At 71.3% G+C, this 17,396-nt stretch carries 13 protein-coding genes; 7 read left to right on the forward strand and 6 right to left on the reverse strand.

Going from position 1 to position 17,396, the window contains the following annotated elements; genetic code table 11:
- Nucleotides 1-202 precede the first annotated feature (202 nt).
- From GKS42_RS25765 to GKS42_RS25780, 4 genes are all read right to left on the reverse strand, one after another.
- Entirely contained in the window at nucleotides 203-943 is a 741-nt protein-coding gene (locus tag GKS42_RS25765; RefSeq protein WP_168217990.1) for a glycerophosphodiester phosphodiesterase, read from the reverse strand.
- Nucleotides 940-2,325 carry an extracellular solute-binding protein gene (locus GKS42_RS25770; protein ID WP_154796437.1) on the reverse strand — a complete coding sequence of 462 codons (1,386 nt, stop codon included), beginning with the start codon at nucleotides 2,323-2,325 and terminating at the stop codon, nucleotides 940-942. The genes GKS42_RS25765 and GKS42_RS25770 overlap by 4 nt, the downstream gene beginning before the upstream one ends.
- A gap of 63 nt (nucleotides 2,326-2,388) precedes the next feature.
- Nucleotides 2,389-3,339: a carbohydrate ABC transporter permease gene (locus GKS42_RS25775; RefSeq protein WP_232847853.1), complete on the reverse strand. Its 951-nt coding sequence runs from the start codon at nucleotides 3,337-3,339 to the stop codon at nucleotides 2,389-2,391.
- Nucleotides 3,336-4,103 (reverse strand): carbohydrate ABC transporter permease, encoded by a 768-nt coding sequence (locus GKS42_RS25780; protein ID WP_232847854.1) that lies wholly within the window; start codon nucleotides 4,101-4,103, stop codon nucleotides 3,336-3,338. The genes GKS42_RS25775 and GKS42_RS25780 overlap by 4 nt, the downstream gene beginning before the upstream one ends.
- Nucleotides 4,104-4,539: 436 nt before the next feature.
- On the opposite strand from GKS42_RS25780, the gene GKS42_RS25785 reads away from it, so the two are divergent.
- The gene (locus tag GKS42_RS25785) at nucleotides 4,540-5,871 is read left to right on the forward strand and encodes an MFS transporter (RefSeq protein ID WP_154796439.1); all 1,332 of its coding nucleotides are present in this window, start codon (nucleotides 4,540-4,542) and stop codon (nucleotides 5,869-5,871) included.
- Between the two features lie 101 nt (nucleotides 5,872-5,972).
- On the forward strand, nucleotides 5,973-6,641 hold the full coding sequence (locus tag GKS42_RS25790; RefSeq protein WP_232847855.1) for a dihydrofolate reductase family protein: 669 nt from the start codon (nucleotides 5,973-5,975) through the stop codon (nucleotides 6,639-6,641).
- Nucleotides 6,642-6,656: 15 nt separating this feature from the next.
- Here GKS42_RS25790 and GKS42_RS25795 read toward each other — a convergent pair whose 3' ends face one another.
- Together GKS42_RS25795 and GKS42_RS25800 are read right to left on the reverse strand one after the other, a co-directional pair.
- Entirely contained in the window at nucleotides 6,657-7,016 is a 360-nt protein-coding gene (locus GKS42_RS25795; RefSeq protein WP_154796440.1) for a hypothetical protein, read from the reverse strand.
- Nucleotides 7,017-7,067: 51 nt separating this feature from the next.
- Nucleotides 7,068-8,537: a CCA tRNA nucleotidyltransferase gene (locus GKS42_RS25800; RefSeq protein ID WP_232847856.1), complete on the reverse strand. Its 1,470-nt coding sequence runs from the start codon at nucleotides 8,535-8,537 to the stop codon at nucleotides 7,068-7,070.
- A gap of 135 nt (nucleotides 8,538-8,672) precedes the next feature.
- On the opposite strand from GKS42_RS25800, the gene GKS42_RS25805 reads away from it, so the two are divergent.
- The 5 genes from GKS42_RS25805 (at nucleotide 8,673) to trxA (ending at nucleotide 17,204) form a co-directional block, all read left to right on the forward strand.
- Complete coding sequence (locus tag GKS42_RS25805) at nucleotides 8,673-9,197, forward strand: NUDIX hydrolase (RefSeq protein ID WP_154796441.1); 525 nt, start codon at nucleotides 8,673-8,675, stop codon at nucleotides 9,195-9,197.
- Nucleotides 9,198-9,219: 22 nt separating this feature from the next.
- A complete protein-coding gene (locus GKS42_RS25810; RefSeq protein WP_154796442.1) occupies nucleotides 9,220-11,475 on the forward strand; it encodes a DUF6049 family protein in 2,256 nt (751 codons plus the stop codon).
- Entirely contained in the window at nucleotides 11,472-15,767 is a 4,296-nt protein-coding gene (gene murJ / locus GKS42_RS26840) for a murein biosynthesis integral membrane protein MurJ (RefSeq protein WP_290368039.1), read from the forward strand. The genes GKS42_RS25810 and murJ overlap by 4 nt, the downstream gene beginning before the upstream one ends.
- Nucleotides 15,768-15,841: 74 nt before the next feature.
- Nucleotides 15,842-16,837, forward strand: coding sequence for a thioredoxin-disulfide reductase (trxB, locus tag GKS42_RS25820; RefSeq protein ID WP_154796443.1), 996 nt, complete (start codon nucleotides 15,842-15,844; stop codon nucleotides 16,835-16,837).
- Between the two features lie 37 nt (nucleotides 16,838-16,874).
- Nucleotides 16,875-17,204: a thioredoxin gene (gene trxA, locus GKS42_RS25825; protein ID WP_154796444.1), complete on the forward strand. Its 330-nt coding sequence runs from the start codon at nucleotides 16,875-16,877 to the stop codon at nucleotides 17,202-17,204.
- The last annotated feature ends 192 nt before the right edge of the window (nucleotides 17,205-17,396 follow it).

A 17,396-nucleotide genomic window follows, 5' to 3' on the forward strand; every position in this document is an offset into this window, starting at 1 on the left:
GCACCATCACACAGTGCGAGGTCAGCACGGCGGGTGCGAGGTCAGCACGGCGGGTGCGAGGTCAGCACGGCGGGTGCGAGGTCAGCACGGCGGGTGCGAGGTCAGCACGGCAGGTGCGATCTCGACGCCGGCCAGGCGCACCGGGCGGATTCCTGCCGGGCGAGGCAGAGGTCAGGTCCGCCGGGTCCCGGCGAGGCAGAGGTCAGGTCCGCCGGGTCCCGGCGAGCCAGCCGAGCAGCCGGTCCGGCCGGTCGGTGATGATGGCGTCCGCGCCTGCCTCGAGCGCCGCGGCCCAGCCGTCGGGCTCGTTCAGCGTCCAGACCATCGCGCGCAGACCGCGGTCGTGGATGGCGTCGACCGCGCCGAACCCGCCCTCGAGGACATCCGCCCGTGGGTTGCACCAGCGGGCGCCGGTGTCCGTGCACGTCTCGAGGACGTCGTCGGACCAGGTCGCGGTCAGGTACCCCCGCGGCAGATCCGGGGCGAGGTCGCGCGCGAGGCTCAACGACTCGGCGCTGAAGCTCTGCACGATCACCCGGCCGGCCAGGCCGGCGTCGGCGATGGTGGCCAGTTCGCGGCCCAACGCCGAAGCCGTCCACGGACCGCTCACCTCGAGCAGCAGGCCGAGGTCGTCGTACCGAGCGAGGACGCCCAGCACGTCCGCCAACAGCGGCACCGGCGTGCCCGAGTAGGCCGGGTCGAACCAGGACCCGACCTCGAGGCGAGCGACGCCGTCGAGGTCGAGGTCCCGGAGCAGCCCGGACCCGGGCGCGGTCCGCCCCAGCGAGTGGTCATGGAAGACCACCCCGACGCCGTCGACGGTCAGCTGCAGGTCGATCTCGACCAGGTGGGCGCCGGTCCGGGCGGCGCTGACGAGCGCCGCCACGGTGTTCTCCGGCGCCACCGACGAGTTCCCGCGGTGGGCGACGACGAGCGGTGTCACAGGTGCGGTTCGACGTTCTGCTCGAAGGCCCGCTGCAGCTCGTTCGTGAGGTCGGCGAAGACGGGCTCGGCGTCTTCGCCGCTGAGGATGATCCGCTCGAAGTGCTCGGAGATCAGCAGGTCGCCGCCGGGCAGGAGGGCGCGGGCGTAGTCCTGGACCTTCGTGATCTCGAGCTGGTCGATCGGGATCTGACGGTCCGGGACCTCGGCGATGGCCGCCTGCATGGTCTCGGTCTCGATCGCGGCCTTGCGGGTCGGCATGTAGCCGGTGAAGACGGCCCACCTGGCCGAGTTCTCGGGGGTGGTGAGGTGGCGCAGGAGCATTCCGCCGGCGAGCTGCTTCTCCGGGGTCGGCCCGGAGATCGTGAGCCCGTTCCCTCCGGTCGGGACCCGGGGTGCGTCAGCCGGGATTGTGCCGCCGGGCATGAAGGCGACGCCAAGGGTCGGGAGCATCTCGCGGTAGGAGACGATGCCGCCGGTCGAGCCCATGATCGCCCCGTACAGGCCGGCGGCGAACTCGGCGGCCTGGTCGACGGCCACCTTGGACCAGGCGTCCGGTCCGTTGAACGCGTCGCGGTAGAAGTTGCCGACCCAGAGGGCTTCCTCGGTGTCCAGGGACCACTCCCATTCGTGGGAGAACGCGGCGTCGTGCGCCCACAGGATGCTCTGGCCGAACCAGGCGGTGTTCGAGGGCCCGGGGGCACTCCAGCCCATCGCGGCACCGTCGGCCGGCAGCACGGACTGGATCTGCGGCGACCACTCCTGGAACTCGGTCCAGGTGTCGGGACCCCGGTCCGGCAGGCCCGCGGACTCCCACACGGCCTTGTTGTAGTAGAACATCGGCGTCGAGCGACCGTACGGCACGGCCCAGTGCTGGCCGTCGAACTCGTAGTCGCCGTAGAGAGCCTCCTGGAAGTCGTCCACCTCGACCTCGAGGTGCTCCAGCAGCCCGTCGACCGGGATCGTGTTGCCGGAGGTCAGGTACTGGAACCAGAACACGTCCGAGGCCTGTGCGACGTCCGGCTGCTCGGACGTCCCGGCCGAGGCACGGAAGTTCTGCGCAAGCTCCTCGTACGAGCCGCCGCCGGAGATGTGGTTGATGGCGATGCCGGTCTCGGCGGAGAACTCCGCGACCAGCTCCTGCTCGAGCTCGGTGCCCTGCTGCAGGGACATGAACGTGATCTGCTCGGCCGGCTCGACCGTGGACCAGTCGGTCCCGGCAGCGGTCTCGGCGTTGCCGCCACCCTCGCTGGAACCGACGGACGGGCCGGAGCAGGCCGCGAGGAACCCGGCCCCGAGGCCGAGCCCACCGAACTGCAGGAGCCTTCGGCGGGAGGGCTGGCGGAGGGACTCGGGCAGGATGAGACCGCTACGAGAACGCATGGGGGAGTACTCCTTGTGGGGGTTTCTGCTCGGGGTTGGGAGGGGTTCGAGGGGGTGGCCGGCTCAGCCGGTGACCGCCCCGGCGGTGAGGCCGGCCACGAGCCGGCGCTGCAGGACCAGGAACACGGCCAGCATCGGGAGCTTCAGCAACGTGGTGGCTGCCAGCAGCACACCCCAGTTCTGGATGCCCTCGAGGTCCTGCAGGTGGGTCAGGCCCACCGGCAGGGTCATCAGGTCCGGGCTCTTGGCCACCAGGGAGGGCCAGAGGTACTCGTTCCACTCGCCGACCAGGGTCACGAGGGTGACCGCGGCGATGGTGGGGACCGAGATCGGAACGACCACCCGGAACAGCCGGCGCAGGTGCCCGGCCCCGTCCAGCTCCGCGGCCTCGAGCAGGGACCGGGGCAACTGCATGAACTGCTGCCGGAACAGGAACGTCCCGAACGCGCTGGCCAGGCCGGGCAGGATGATGCCCAGGTAGGTGTTCGTCCAGTCCAGGCCGGCCACCAGCACGTAGTTCGGGATGATCGTGATCTGGCCCGGGATCAGCAGCGTGAACAGCACGAGCATGAACGCGAGCTTCTTGAACGGGACGTCCACGAAGACGAGGGCGTAGGCGCAGGCCAGGCCGAGAACCACCTTGAGGAACGTGCTGACCACCGTGATGAACACGCTGTTGAAGATCATCCGGCCGATCGGGATCGAGTTCGCGACCGCGATGAAGTTGTCGAAGTTCCACTCCTGCGGCAACCACTGGATCGGCCAGGTGGAGATCTCCGGGTTCGACTTGAAGCTCGCCAGCAGCATCCAGATCAGGGGAAACGCCATGACGAGCGCGGCCAGCACGAGCGTCACGTAGAGGCCGCCGTCCAGGGCGATCGCGCCCGGGCTGCGCCGACGTCGACGGCGCTCGGGCGGCTCGGGCGGTTCCGGCGCCTGCCCGCGGGGGCTCGGGTCGCCCGCCGTGGCCGGCACGACCGGAGCGGCCGGGGTGTCGGTGGTGCTCGTGCTCACTGGTAGTGCACCCGCCTCTCGACGAACTTCATCTGGATGGCCGTGACCAGGAGCAGGATCACGAAGAGGATCGTCGCGACCGCGGAGCCGTACCCGCCGCGGCCGATCTGGAAGCCCTCGACGTAGACCTGGTACATGAGCGTCTTGGTGGAGCCGAGCGGGCCACCGTTCGTCATCGAGCGGATCAGGTCGAAGGACTGCAGCGCGCTGAGGGTGAGCGTGATCAGCAGGAAGAAGGTGATCGGCCCGAGCAGTGGCAGCACGATCGCCCGGAACACCCGCCAGGTGCCGGCGCCGTCGAGTGCGGCGGCGTCACGCAGGTCCTGAGGCACGGACTGCAGGCCCGCCAGGTAGATCAGCGCGACGTACCCGACGTGCTTCCACAACGTGACGATGACGATCATGATCAGCGGCCATGGCTCCTGCGTGAACCACGGCGGCGAGGAGAGCCCGAACCAGCCGAGCACCGTGCGGAGCAGACCGATGTTCGGGTTGAAGATGTACATCCACAGGAACCCGACGGCGATCCCGGACAGGACGTACGGGGCGAACGTGACCGTGCGGACGATCCCGCGTCCGAACAGCTTGCGGTTCAGGGCGAGCGCCAGGGCCAGGCCGATCGCCATGCCGCCCGCCACGGTGGCGACCGTATAGAGCAGGGTCGTGACGACGATCCGGGCGGACTCCGGGTCGTTGAACCACTCGACGTAGTTCCCGAACCCGATGAATTGTGCGAAGTCCGAGCCGACGTTCCAATTGAGCATCGAATAGTAGAAGCTCAGGAACATCGGGCGATAAGTGAATATCAGAAGCAGCGCAAGGTTCGGTCCCGCGAGCAGAGCGAAGACGCCGATATTGCGCCACAGCTTCTTTCTTCGGGCCGTCCGCCGCCCCGGCGGGGCAGCACTGGATAGCGCATGCGAACTCATGGAGATGCATTCCGATCGTGACGGTGGCGTTTCTTGGTGGCGCGGCGGTCAGAATGCGCGCCTGCAATTCCAGAGAGGACGCTACCCCTGGCGTTCGCGCGGGGTCGACCGTCCGCAGCGCATCCGACCGCTTGTTCCGTCAACGTTCACCTGACGTCAGGGACCGGACACCGTGCCGTCGACGTCGTCCCGAGTTCGGGACCGGCCCCGCACTCCCGCGCGCCGACGTACTCCCCGAGGGGAGCGTCCTCGACCGCGATAGCCTGCGTTGGTGAGTGTGATCGCGGACCTCCGCACCGTCCTCGTCCACCGGGACTTCCGCAAGCTGTTCTCGGTCCGCCTCGTCTCGCAGTGCGGGGACGGCATGTTCCAGGCGGGGCTGGCCACACTGTTCTTCTTCTCACCGGAGAACCTCGCGACCGCCGGGGCGGTCGCCGCTGCCTTCGCGGTGCTGCTGCTCCCGTTCACGATCGTCGGGCCGTTCGCCGGGCCGCTCCTCGACCGTTGGCGACGGCGTCAGGTGCTTGCCGTCGGCAACGCGATCCGGGTGGTGCTCGCCCTCGCGCTTGCGGTCATCATGGCCACCCAGGGTGTCGGCCCGGCGGTGTACATCCTCGCTCTGCTCACGCTCGGCGTGAACCGGTTCCTGCTCGCAGCGCTCTCGGCCGGGCTGCCACGCGTGGTGCCACGCGAACAGCTCCTGATGGCGAACACCCTCACGCCGACCCTCGGGGCGGTCTCGGCGGTGGTGGGCGCCGGGCTCGGTTTCGGGCTCGGATGGCTCGTCCCGGCGGGCCCAGGCAAGGACGGGCTGGTGCTCGCCACCGCGGCGGTGCTGTTCGGTTGTGCGGCACTGCTCGCGCTGCGCATGGCCCCGGACCTGCTCGGCCCCGCGCGGGCGGCACGCACCCTGACCGGGTTCGCGGCGTTCTCCGCCGATGTGCGGGCCACGCTCCGCGACCTGGTCGACGGTGCCGGCTACCTGATCCGACGGCGCACTCCGGGCATGGCGCTCGCGGTGATGGCGCTGCACCGGTTCCTGTACGGGCTGAACTTCATCGCGCTGATCCTGATCTCCCGGAACCTGCTCTCCGATCCGACGGACGCGGCCGCCGGCCTCGCGATGTTCGCCGTGCTCACTTCGGTCTCGTTCGCCGGGAACGGACTGGCGATCGTGGCCACCCCGATCGCGCACGAGCGGATGTCACCCTCGACGTGGATCGTCGTCTGCCTCGGCCTGGGCGCCGCCAGCCAGGTCCTGATGGCGGCGGCGCCGGAGTTCGCCGTGATCGCGGCGGCAGCGGTCCTGATGGGCCTGGCCGTCCAGGGGGCGAAGATCGCCGTCGACACGATCGTGCAGCGGGATACCCACGACTCGTTCCGCGGCCGCGCGTTCTCCCTCTACGACATGCTCTACAACGCCGCGTTCGCCGGGGCCGCGGCGCTGGCGGCGGCCGCGCTGCCGGACACCGGCTGGTCGAGGCCGGTGTTCGCGGCCCTCGCGGTCGCCTACGTGGTGATCGCCGTGGCCTACCGCCGTGGGGTGCGCCGGGTGCACGATCGTCCGGTGCCGGTGCTCGACGGCGAGCGCTCCCCGGTCTGACGCCGCACCTCGACCGCGGTGTACGCACGGCGCGGCCGACGATGAGTTCGCCGCGCTCGATCGGTCTACCTCGACAACCGACCCGATCGAGAGTAGGCAGGATGACCATGCGGCTGACCGTGCACGAGTTCCTCACCCTGGACGGCGTGATGCAGGGGCCCGGTGGCCCGGACGAGGACACCACCGGCGGCTTCACCCAGGGCGGCTGGATGGTGCCGTTCGGGGACGAGGACTTCGGCACCATCGTCGACAGCTGGTTCGCCCGGACCGGCGCCTTCCTGCTCGGCCGGACCACCTACGACATGATGCAGGAGTACTGGTCGAGGATCACCGACCCGGACAACGCCGTCGCCGTCGCCCTGAACACGCTGCGCAAGTACGTGGTCACCTCGTCCGGAACCACGGCCCAGTGGGCGAACACCGAACCGATCCCCGCCGTCGGGGAGGCCGACGTCGTCGAAGCGGTCCGCGCACTCAGGGGCGGACCGGGCCAGGGTGAGCTCCAGGTGCACGGCAGTCACCGGCTCGCCCGGTCCCTGCATATCGCCGGGCTCGTCGACACCTACCGTCTGATCACGTTCCCGGTCCTGGTCGGCGCCGGCAAGCGACTGTTCGAGCCCGGGGACCACCCGACGGCTCTGACCGTGCTGGAGACCCGGATCACCTCCACCGGCGGCGTCTACCAGGTGCTCGAGCCCAGCGCCGCCGCACCGGCGCGCGCGGAGTATGTCGTCGGCGAGGACGGCAAGGAGTCCGTCCGCTGGGAGTGAGGCGGCCCGACGCTCTCAGGACACGTCCACGCCGGCGTCCCGGAAGGGCGCGAGCGCGATCTCGAACACTTCGGGCGCCACCCGGTCGCGGTGCCAGATCAGCCGCGCAGCCAGCATCGTCGTTGCGATGGCACCGCTGATCGTCGCGACCCCGGCCAGCGTCCTCAGCTCATCGCCGCGTGGGCGGAGCCGGCCGCGCACGTACGTGTCGAGCGCCGCGGACTCGGACGCGGACAGCAGCGGACCTCGTGTCCCGTAGAGCTCGGCCACCTCGTCGGAGTCGAGGTGGGCGTCTTCGATCGCCTGGTAGCGGGTGCCGTCGAGCGTCGTGGCCCGATCGATGAAGTCGGTCACAGCGGGGGGAAGTGCAGCCATTCCGGTCTCCTTTGGCGGTCCGGGGGCGCGACGTCACGCCTCGTGGACTGGTCAGTCGGCCCCGCGGGCCGCCCACCAGGAGCGTAGTTCGGCCTCGGCACGCTCGGGGCCGAGCGGGCCGTGCTCCATCCGGAGCGCGAGCAGGTGCTTGTACGCGGCGCCGACGTCCCGGCCGGCCGGGATCTGGAGGATCTCCATGATCCGCGTGCCGTCGAGGTCCGGTCGGATCGCCTTGAGCTCCTCCTCGGCGGAGAGCGCCGCGATCCGGCGCTCGAGATCGTCGTAGGCGTGTGAGAGCCGGGCCGCCTTGCGCTGGTTCCGGGTGGTGCAATCGGCCCGGGTCAGCCGGTGCAGCCGCTCGAGCTGGTCGCCGGCGTCGGTGATGTACCGGCGCACAGCCGAGTCCGTCCAGGCCGCCTCCCCGTACCCGTGGAAGCGCAGGTGCAGCGCGACCAGGTGGGATACGGCCTTGATGGTCGCCTTGTCGAAGCGCAGCTCCCGCAACCGCTTTGTGGCCAGCTTCGCGCCGACGATCTCGTGATGGTGGAAGCTCACGCCACCGCCCGGCTCGAGCCGCCGGGTGGCCGGCTTGCCGACGTCGTGGAGCAGCGCCGCGAGGCGCAGCACCAGGTCCGGCCCAGGCACCGGGCCGTCCGGACCGGTCTCGAGGTCGATGGCCTGGTCGAGCACGGTGAGCGAGTGCTCGTAGACGTCCTTGTGCCGGTGGTGCTCGTCGATGGTCAGCTGCATGCCGGGCAACTCGGGCAGCACGTGCTCGGCCAGCCCGGTGTAGACCATCAGCTCGAGGCCGCGCCGCGGAGCGGCCGACATCAGCAGTCGGACGAGCTCGGACTGGACCCGCTCGGCCGAGACGATCGTGATCCGCTCCGCCATCGCCGTCATCGCCTTCAGCACGGACTCATCGACGTCGAACCCGAGCTGGGCGGTGAACCGGGCCGCGCGCATCATCCGCAGCGGGTCGTCGTCGAACGACTGCTCCGCGGTGACAGGGGTGCGCAGCAGCCCGTTCGCGAGGTCGGTGAGCCCGTCGAACGGGTCCACGAACGTCAGGTCCGGCAGCCGGACCGCCATCGAGTTGACGGTGAAGTCCCGGCGGGACAGGTCGCCGTCGAGCGAGTCGCCGTACGCCACCTGCGGCTTGCGGGAGGTCGGGTCGTAGGCCTCGGTGCGGTAGGTGGTGACCTCGACGATGACGTCCCCGCGCCGGGCTCCGATGGTGCCGAACTCCCGGCCCATGTCCCAGTGGGCATCCCCCCACGCGGCCAGGATCCGCTCCGTGTCGTCCGGGCGCGCGGAGGTCGCGAAGTCCAGGTCGACGCCCGCCCGGCCGAGGAAGGCGTCCCGCACCGGGCCGCCGACCAGCGCGAGCTCATGGCCGGCGTCCGCGAACGCCGTCCCGAGCTCGATCGCGTCCGGTGCGTACTCGGCGAGCACACCGAGCGCGACGCGCAGCAGTTCCGCGGGAGACTCTCGGGGCGGTATCGGTGACGTGGGGGGCACAACTGTCAAGCGTGCCACGTGCGGGCCCGGCGCTGCCAGCCGGTGCCCGCCGATCCGCCGCAGCTCGGTGCCCACCCGGCCCGAAGACGCGTGCCGAGTACCCCACCTTCGCGTGGCCTTGATTACAGTGTCGTTATGTCCGCCGCAGCTCCGACCCCTCGACCACGGGCGCCACGGCCCCCGGTCACGCGCCTGCGGCGCACCCACGCGCACTCGCTCCCGGTGGTCGACGAGACCTCCGCCGGCGGCCTCGTGGTGCGGGTCGTCGGTGGCGAGGCGTACACCGCGGTGATCGCGCGCCGCAACCGCGCGGGCCGGCTGGAATGGTGCCTGCCGAAGGGGCACCTCGAGGGCGCCGAGACCGCCGAGGAGGCCGCGGTCCGGGAGATCGCCGAGGAGACCGGGATCGAGGGACAGGTGCTTCGTCACCTCGCCACGATCGACTACTGGTTCGCGGGTTCGGACCGGCGCGTGCACAAGGTGGTCCACCACTATCTGCTCGAGGCGCTCGGCGGCGACCTCACCACGGAGAACGACCCCGACCACGAGGCCGAGGCGGTGGCCTGGGTGGCGCTGACCGATGTCGCGGCCCGGCTGGCCTACCCGAACGAGCGCCGGGTCGTGGCAACCGCCCGGGACATGCTCACCGGGCGCTCATGACGATCCACCGCGTGAGCCTGGGATGACGCGCCGAGAACCCCGCACCTTCCACGTGCGGGCCGCGCTCGTGGCGTGCCTGCTCGGGATCCTCGCCGCGGTCGGCCCACTCGCTCCCGCCGTGACCGTGCCGGCCGCGCATGCCGCGCCCGGGGACGTCACCGTCGACATCACCGGCACGACCCCGGCCGTGCTCCGACCCGGCCTGGATCTCGTCGTCACCGGCACGATCACCAACGAGACGGACGAGGTCCTCACGGATCCGTTCGTGCGCCTGCGGATGCAGACGCAGGTCCCGGACTCCCGGAACGGCCTGGCCCGGTGGCTGAACGATGACTCCACGTCCGGCCGGGTCGAGACCCTGACCCTGGCGAACCTCGGCCAGGACGTCGCACCCGGCGCCACCGCACCCTTCACGGTCTCGATCCCGGCCGACCGCTCACCGTTCGGCGGCACCCCGGCCTGGGGTCCCCGCGGCTTCGAGATCGTCGTGTCCGACGGCGGCGTCACCGGGCGGGCCAGATCCGTCCTGCTCTGGTACCCGGAGGCGATCGAGTCCGCCGGACCCACCGAGCTGACCGTGCTGCTCCCACTGACCCCCACGGCGCAGGAGTGGAGTACCGCCGCCGAGGAGGGGGTCCTCGTCGGGCAGGTGGCCGCGGGTCGGATCACCGCTCTGGTCGAGGCGACCCGGGACCTGCCGGTCGCGTGGGGCCTCGACCCCGTCCTCCTCGAGCTGCCGACCGGCCCGGTACCGTCCGGCGAGGGCCCCGACGGGCAGGAGCCGACCCAGGACGCCGGCCCGACCGAGCCGGCGGACGAGGAGAGCACCGGCACCCCGGACGACGATGCGACGACCGACCCCCCGCCGTCGGGCACGGCGCCCGACGACGACGCCACCGAGGGTGACGACGAGGAACGTGACGACCCGGTCCTGACCGCGGCGCAACTCCCCGCGTTCGTCCAGCTGCTCGTGGACGCCAGCGCCCAGCGGGACGTCGTCGCCCTGTCCTACGGGGACGCCGACGCCATCACCATGGCCCGGGCGGACGACAGCACGCTGATCGATGCGGCCACCGACCGGACCGCCGCGCTGCTCGCCGAACGGGAGGTGACCGTCCTCGACGACGTGATCTGGCCGGCGGCCACCGACGAGTCGACCCTCACCGCGATCGCCCGGTCCGGGTCGGCGACGGTCGTGCTCCCCGCCGACGAGGTGCCGACCACCGGGGACCTGACCTACACGCCGTCGGGCCGGACCGAGATCACCACTGTGGGCGGGGACGTCGAGGCGGTGCTCTGGGACGGACCGCTCTCCGACACCCTCACCGACCCGGACCTGACCACGGCGGAGGCGCAGCAGTCCTTCCTCGCGCAGACCGCCGTGATCACGCGGGAACGTCCGAACGACCCGCGTGGGCTCATGGCCGCAATGCCGCGCGATCTCGGCACCGACCCGTCCGAGATGGAGCGCCTCGGCACCATCCTCGACTCGCTCGCGGAGGCGCCCTGGCTCGAGGTCACCAGCCTGCGCAGCCTGCTCGGCCGCTCCGTCGGCACGGAGGGCCGGTCGTACGAGCCGGCCCCACCCGACGGTGACCGTCTGACCACCGCGGAGCTCGCCCGGCTGGGCGAGACCTGGACGGAACTCGACGCCTTCAACCACGTCCTCGCCGAACCGGGCGCCCTCACGAACGGGCCTGCCGTCGCCCTGCTGAGCACGCCCTCGGCCGCGCTCATCGAGGTGCCGAGGGTCCGCACCACGCTCGCCGACGGCGCAGCGGACGCCGTCGCCGAGCTGCGCTCGATGATCACGGTCCAGGCCGGGAGCAGCGTGCTGCTCATCTCGGACGCGAGCGAGGTGCCGATCACGATCGACAACGCGCTCGACGCGGACGCGGACGTCGTGATCCAGCTCGACCCGAACGACCCGCGCCTGCAGGCCGACGAGGTGGTGCCGGCGACCATCCCGGCGAACGGCACCACCACGGTGCGGATCCCGGTGACGGCGGTCGCGAACGGGGACGTCACCGTGGTGGTCCTTGTGCTGCCCGAGGCGGGTGGCACACCCGTGGCCGAGCCATCGTCGTTCGACGTCCGGGTCCGCGCGGACTGGGAGAGCACGGGACTGACGGCAGCCGTCGTCGTGCTCGGAGTCGCGTTCGTGTTCGGCCTGTTCCGCACCATCCGCCGGGGCGGGCGGCGGTACCCACCGGAGGCCGCGGCCGCACTCGCCGAGGCCGACACCCCATCACCCACAGACACCGAGGACCCCCGATGAGCGAACCGCGCGGAGGACTGGCCGGTTCGGCAGCGCTGATGTTCTCCGGGACGCTCGTCTCCCGGATCCTCGGCCTGATCCGCAACGCCCTACTGGTGGCGGCGATCTTCTCGGCCGGCGGTGCCGCGGACGCGTTCTCGGTGGCGAACAAGCTTCCGAACATCATCTACATGCTGCTCGCCGGCGGGATCCTGAACGCCGTCCTGGTGCCACAGATCGTTCGGGCGATGCGCCGCAAGGACGGCGGCCAGGAGTACGTGAACCGGCTACTCACCCTCGCCGGGGCGTTCCTGCTCCTTGTGACGGTGGCGCTGACCCTCGCCTCCAGCCTGCTGGTCACCCTGTACGCGGCACAGTTCCAGAACGGGCCCTGGGGAGCGCTGTCGGTCTCGTTCGCGTTCTGGTGCATCCCTCAGCTCTTCTTCTACGGGATGTACGCGCTGCTCGGTCAGGTCCTGAACGCCCGCTCGGTGTTCGGCCCGTACATGTGGGCCCCGGCGGCGAACAACGTCATCGCGATCGCCGGGCTCGTGACCTACCTGATCATCTTCGGCGGCTTCGACGAGGCCAACCCGCCCCCGGTCGAGGCCTGGGACGCCGGCCGGATCGCGCTCCTCGCGGGGAGCGCGACGCTCGGCGTCGCGGTGCAGGCACTCGTCCTGATCATCCCGCTGGCCCGCAGCGGCTTCCGGTTCCGCCCGGTCTGGGGTCTGCGCAACACGGGCCTGGCCACCGCCGGCCGCGTGGCGACATGGGCGTTCGCCGCACTCGCCGTGGGCCAGGTCGGGTATCTGGCCGTGTCCAACCTGGCGGCGTCGGCAGGTGTCGCAAGCGACAACGACCTCGGCGTGGCCGGGAACGCCGCCTACGACAACGCGTTCCTGATCTTCATGCTGCCGCAGTCGCTGATCACCGTGTCCCTGGTGACGGCGATGTTCACCCGACTGTCGGAGCAGGCCGCGTCCGCCGACACCCGCGCGGTCCGGGACAGCCTGTCCTTCGGGCTGCGGACCCTGGCCGTGTTCACGGTCTTCGCGGCGGCGGCACTGATGGTGCTGGCCATCCCGGTCACGCAGGTGATCCAGTTCGACACCGCCTCGTTCCCGGCGTACCGGGCCGTCGGCGGCGTGCTCGTCGCGATGCTCGCCGGCCTGCCGGCGATCGCGATCTGGACGATGGCCCAGCGGGTCTACTTCGCGTTCGAGGACACGAAGTCGCTGTTCGGCATCCAGGTTCCGATGGCGGTGATCCTCATCGTCGGCAGCGTGCTCAGCTACTTCCTGCTCGACGTGCAGTGGTGGGTCGCCGGTGCCGGTGCGGCCACGACCGTCGCGAACACCGTCGGCGCCCTGGTCGCCTACCTGGCACTGCGCCGGCGGCTCCCGAGCCTCGACGGCAGCCGGGTCTTCCTGACCCACCTGCGGGTGTTCATGGCCGCCGTGCCCGCCGCCCTGATCGGGTGGGGTCTGCTGCACCTGTGGGGCGTCGAGACGGGGTTCGCCGGGGCGCTGCTGCGGGTGCTCGTGCTCGGTGCGCTGATGCTGGCGATCTACCTGATCCTGCTGCGCCGGCTGCGGGTGGGAGAGCTCGATGCCCTGATGCGCAGGGTGTCCACGATGGCGGCCCCCGCAACCCGGCCACTCGCCGCGCTGGCCGCGCGCGTCCCGATACCCGCGCCGTTGCGTACCATGTGGGGAAAGATCAGCGGAGTTCCACAGCGTATCGGAGGCGCCCCCGTGAATCGAGGCACCGCCACGGACCTGGTGGTCGGATCAACCATCGCGGACCGGTACGTCCTGCTCGCGCGGCTCGCGGCCCCCCTGGCACAGAGCAGTTACTGGACCGCACGGGACGAGATCCTGCAGCGCGAGGTCCGGATCGTCACCCTCGGCGGGCCCCATCGCGAGGAGGCGCTCGACGCCGCCCGCCGCGCCGCGCTGGTCGGGGACGAACGCCTGGCCCGAATCCTGCGCGTGGGAACCTCCGACGGTCTGGGCTACCTCGTCACCGAGTTGTCGGACTCCCCGTCCCTCGCCGATCTCGTCCGCTCCGGTCCGCTGCCCGCGGCCGCGGCGCGCGCCATGGTCGGAGAGGCCGCCGGAGCCGTGGAGGCCGCCCGCAAGCGCGGCGTCCACCACCTGCACCTGCGACCGGCTTCACTGTTGGTCGGCGAGCGCGGCGTGGTGCTCACCGGTCTCGCCGTGGACGCGGCCCAGCTCGGCATCGACGGCGGCGACGCGCGCGCGGCGGCACGCACGGACAGCGTCGACCTCGTCGCCCTGCTGTACACGGCGCTGACCGGTACCTGGCCGGGCGAACCCGCTCGTGCCGGCGGGCTGCCACTCGCGCCGCGCCACGGCGGTGCGCCGGTGCCGCCCGGAGACGTGGTCGAGGGCATCCCGCACGACCTCGACACGCTGTGCTCCGTCACGTTCGGTCCGCACGAGGACGGCCCGTACACCCCGGGCGAGCTGGTCCGTGACCTCGCGCCGTGGGACGACCTCGACCCGAGCGTGCTCGCGGCGGCTCGAACCGCGGACGACGGCGGAACTTCCGTGCCGCCGTCGGGCGTGGGTCATGGAGCCGCGCCGCAGGGCGCGGGACCGGATCGGTCATCGTCGGCCGGGGTGGCTGGTGCGGCCGCCGTGGCCGGCGCCGCGGGTGCGGCTGCCGCCGCTGGTGCCGGCTCCGCGGCTGCCGCTGGCTCCACGGCCACCGGAGCGGCCGGGGCCGATTCCGGCGCCGCAACTGGCGCGGGGGCGACGGTCGGATCCGGGACCACCGCGCGCTACGCAACCGGGGCCGACGCCGGGCCGACCGACGCCGCCTTTCCGGTGCCCGACGGGGACCCTGGAAACGTCGGCCCGCCGGACGCGACCACCCAGCTGTCCCCGGTGCGTGGACCCGTGGACCCGAGTACGTGGACCTTGAAGCCGCCGCCCGAGCCTGGCCGGCAGCGACCCTTCGACGATGTGGTGCGAGTGGACGAGCAGAACCCGGACCGTACCCAGATCATCGACAGCTACCACGCCCGTCATGAGCACGCGGGCGGCAGCCCGACGGGGCCGGTGTCGCAGGGGTCGCTGTGGCAGCGTCTCGGCGCCAAGGGCCGTGCCCTCGTCGGTGCGGTCACCGGAGCGCTCGCGGGCGTCGGAGCAGGCGCGGGCACCCGCGCTGCCGAGACCGGAGCCGAAGCCGCCGGCGCGTCCGGCATCGCGGGCGCCACGACGGCGTTCGACGGCGGGCCGGCCGCCATCGACGGCGCTCCCACCATCGGGGCCGGACCGCGCCCTGCCCCGGCTCCCGTGCAGGCGGGCTGGGACCTGCCCGCCGGACCCGAGGGCGGTGCCGACGTCGATGCGACTCAGGCCGGGATCGACGACGCACCACTCGCTCCTGCGATCGGCGCCGGACCGCTGCCAACCCTCGGCGCGCCGTTGGCGGGCTGGGACCTGCCCCACGATGGCACCGACGACGACCTCGACGGTGCCTCGGACGCTGACCGGTCCCGCTCCGCCGTCGGCGCCGGGGCCGTGGCCGCCGTCGCCGGTTCGCAACGGGCCATCGGTGCCCTGAAGGAGAACGCGCGAGCGGTCGGAGACCGGTTCCGACGTCCCGAGGCCCACGAGGACGCCGACGACGAGCCGAGCGAGCCCCGCCCACGATTCAATCCGACCCCGATCGTCATCGTGCTGATGATCGCCCTCGTCATTCTCGCGGGGGTCCTCGCCTTCAACTCGCTCAACGAGGCACGCACGTCCTACGCACCTTCGACCGACCCGACGGCGACGGTGCCGGCCGACGGCACCGACCCCGCCGCGACGACGGAGCCGGCCCCGGAACCGACCACGCCAGCACCACCGGTCGTCGCCACGTTCGTCTCGGCGCAGTCGCTCGACCCGGCCTCCGGTGTCGGCGACAACGAGGACACGGCCGGCCGGGCGATCGACGGCAACCCGGAGACCACCTGGAACTCGCTCCGGTACAACAACCCGAACTACGGGATCAAGGACGGCCTCGGGTTCGCCGTCGAGCTCGAGGCGCCCACGCTGATCACGACCGTCACCCTCGACGTGCACGGCAGCGGCGGCATCGTGCAGATCCGCAACACCGACCCGAGCGCACCCAACGGCGGCGAGGTCCTCGCCGAGGGCCCGATGGGACCGAACACGACGTACACCCTGTCCACACCCACCGAGCTCAGCTCGATCGTCCTGTGGTTCCCTGAACTGCCGGTCGCGGAGTCCGACGGCCGGAACCGGATCGAACTCGCGGAGATCACGGTCGGCTGAGCCGCTCGAAGGAACAATGCCGGGGCGGCCGTGGTTCACCTGAACAGCACCCACCACCCACCGAAGGACCGAGCATGACCGAAGCCACGCCCACCGTCCACGACGTCGTCATCATCGGCTCCGGGCCGTCCGGCTACACCGCGGCCGTCTACGCGGCCCGCGCCGGCCTCGCCCCGATCGTGTTCGCCGGGTCGGTGACCGCGGGCGGTGCGCTGATGAACACCACGGACGTCGAGAACTTCCCCGGATTCCCCACCGGCGTGCTCGGGCCGGAGCTCATGGAGAAGATGCAGGAGCAGGCCGAACGCTTCGGCGCGGACGTGCGCTACGAGGACGTGACCTCGGTGCGGCTCGCCGGTGACATCAAGACGGTCACCACAGAGGAGGGCGAGGACGTCCTGGCCCGTGCGGTGATCCTGGCCACCGGATCGGCGTACAAGGAGATGGGCCTGCCCGAGGAGAAGCAGTTCTCCGGTCGCGGTGTCTCCTGGTGTGCCACCTGCGACGGCTTCTTCTTCAAGGATCAGGACATCCTCGTGGTCGGCGGCGGCGACTCCGCGATGGAGGAGGCACTGTTCCTGACCCGGTTCGGCAGGACGGTCACCGTGGTGCACCGCCGCGACGAACTCCGCGCCTCGAAGATCATGGCCGAGCGGGCCCTGAACGATCCGAAGATCACCTTCGCGTGGAACAGCGAGATCGTGGCCATCCACGGCGACGCCAAGGTCAGCGGGGCCACCCTGCGCGACACCGTGACCGGTGCGACGCGCGAGGTCGGCGCCAGCGGCATCTTCGTGGCGATCGGGCACCTGCCCCGCACGGAGCTGCTCGCCGGGCAGATCGATCTGAACAGCGAGGGCTACGTCGACGTCGAGCACCCGAGCACCCGCACGAACCTGCCGGGCGTCTTCGCGGCGGGTGACGTCGTCGACCACCACTACCGCCAGGCCATCACGGCAGCCGGTACCGGCTGCGCCGCGGCCCTGGACGCCGAGCGCTACCTGGCCGCGTTGGATGCGACGAACTCCGGGGACCCCGTCGGTGCGTTAGCCGCGGCCCTGGCCGAATGACCATCCCCATTCCCACACTCGAGATCCGAGGACACGCATGAGCAACAACGTCACCCACGCCACCGACGACTCGTTCGGCCAGGACGTACTGCAGGCCGACCAGCCGGTGATCGTCGACTTCTGGGCCAGTTGGTGCCCGCCCTGCCTCCAGTTCGCACCGATCCTCGAGGAGATCGCGGACGAGTACGCCGGCAAGATCAAGGTCGTCAAGGTGGACGTGGACGCCAACCCCGACGTGGCCCGGGACTACAACGTGGTCTCGATCCCCACGATCAACGTCTACACCGGCGGTGAGCTGTCCAAGTCCCTGGTGGGCTCGCGCCCGAAGAAGAAGTTCCTCGACGAGATCTCCGAGTACATCGCCTGACGGGCCGGGCGCTGGCGCCCGCCGAGCCGTTAGCACTCCGACCCCCCGAGACGTGAAACACTCGGGGGGTCGGTCGTTTCCGGACCGGCGACCCATTTTCCGGAAGGCAACAGCAATGAACGAACGCAGCCAGCAGGCACCCGTCGAGCCGACGACCACCGTCGCCGCCGCCGCCGCTGCTGCTGCTGCCGT

Source organism: Occultella kanbiaonis (assembly GCF_009708215.1).
In the GTDB taxonomy this organism is placed as follows: Bacteria; Actinomycetota; Actinomycetes; order Actinomycetales; family Beutenbergiaceae; genus Occultella; species Occultella kanbiaonis.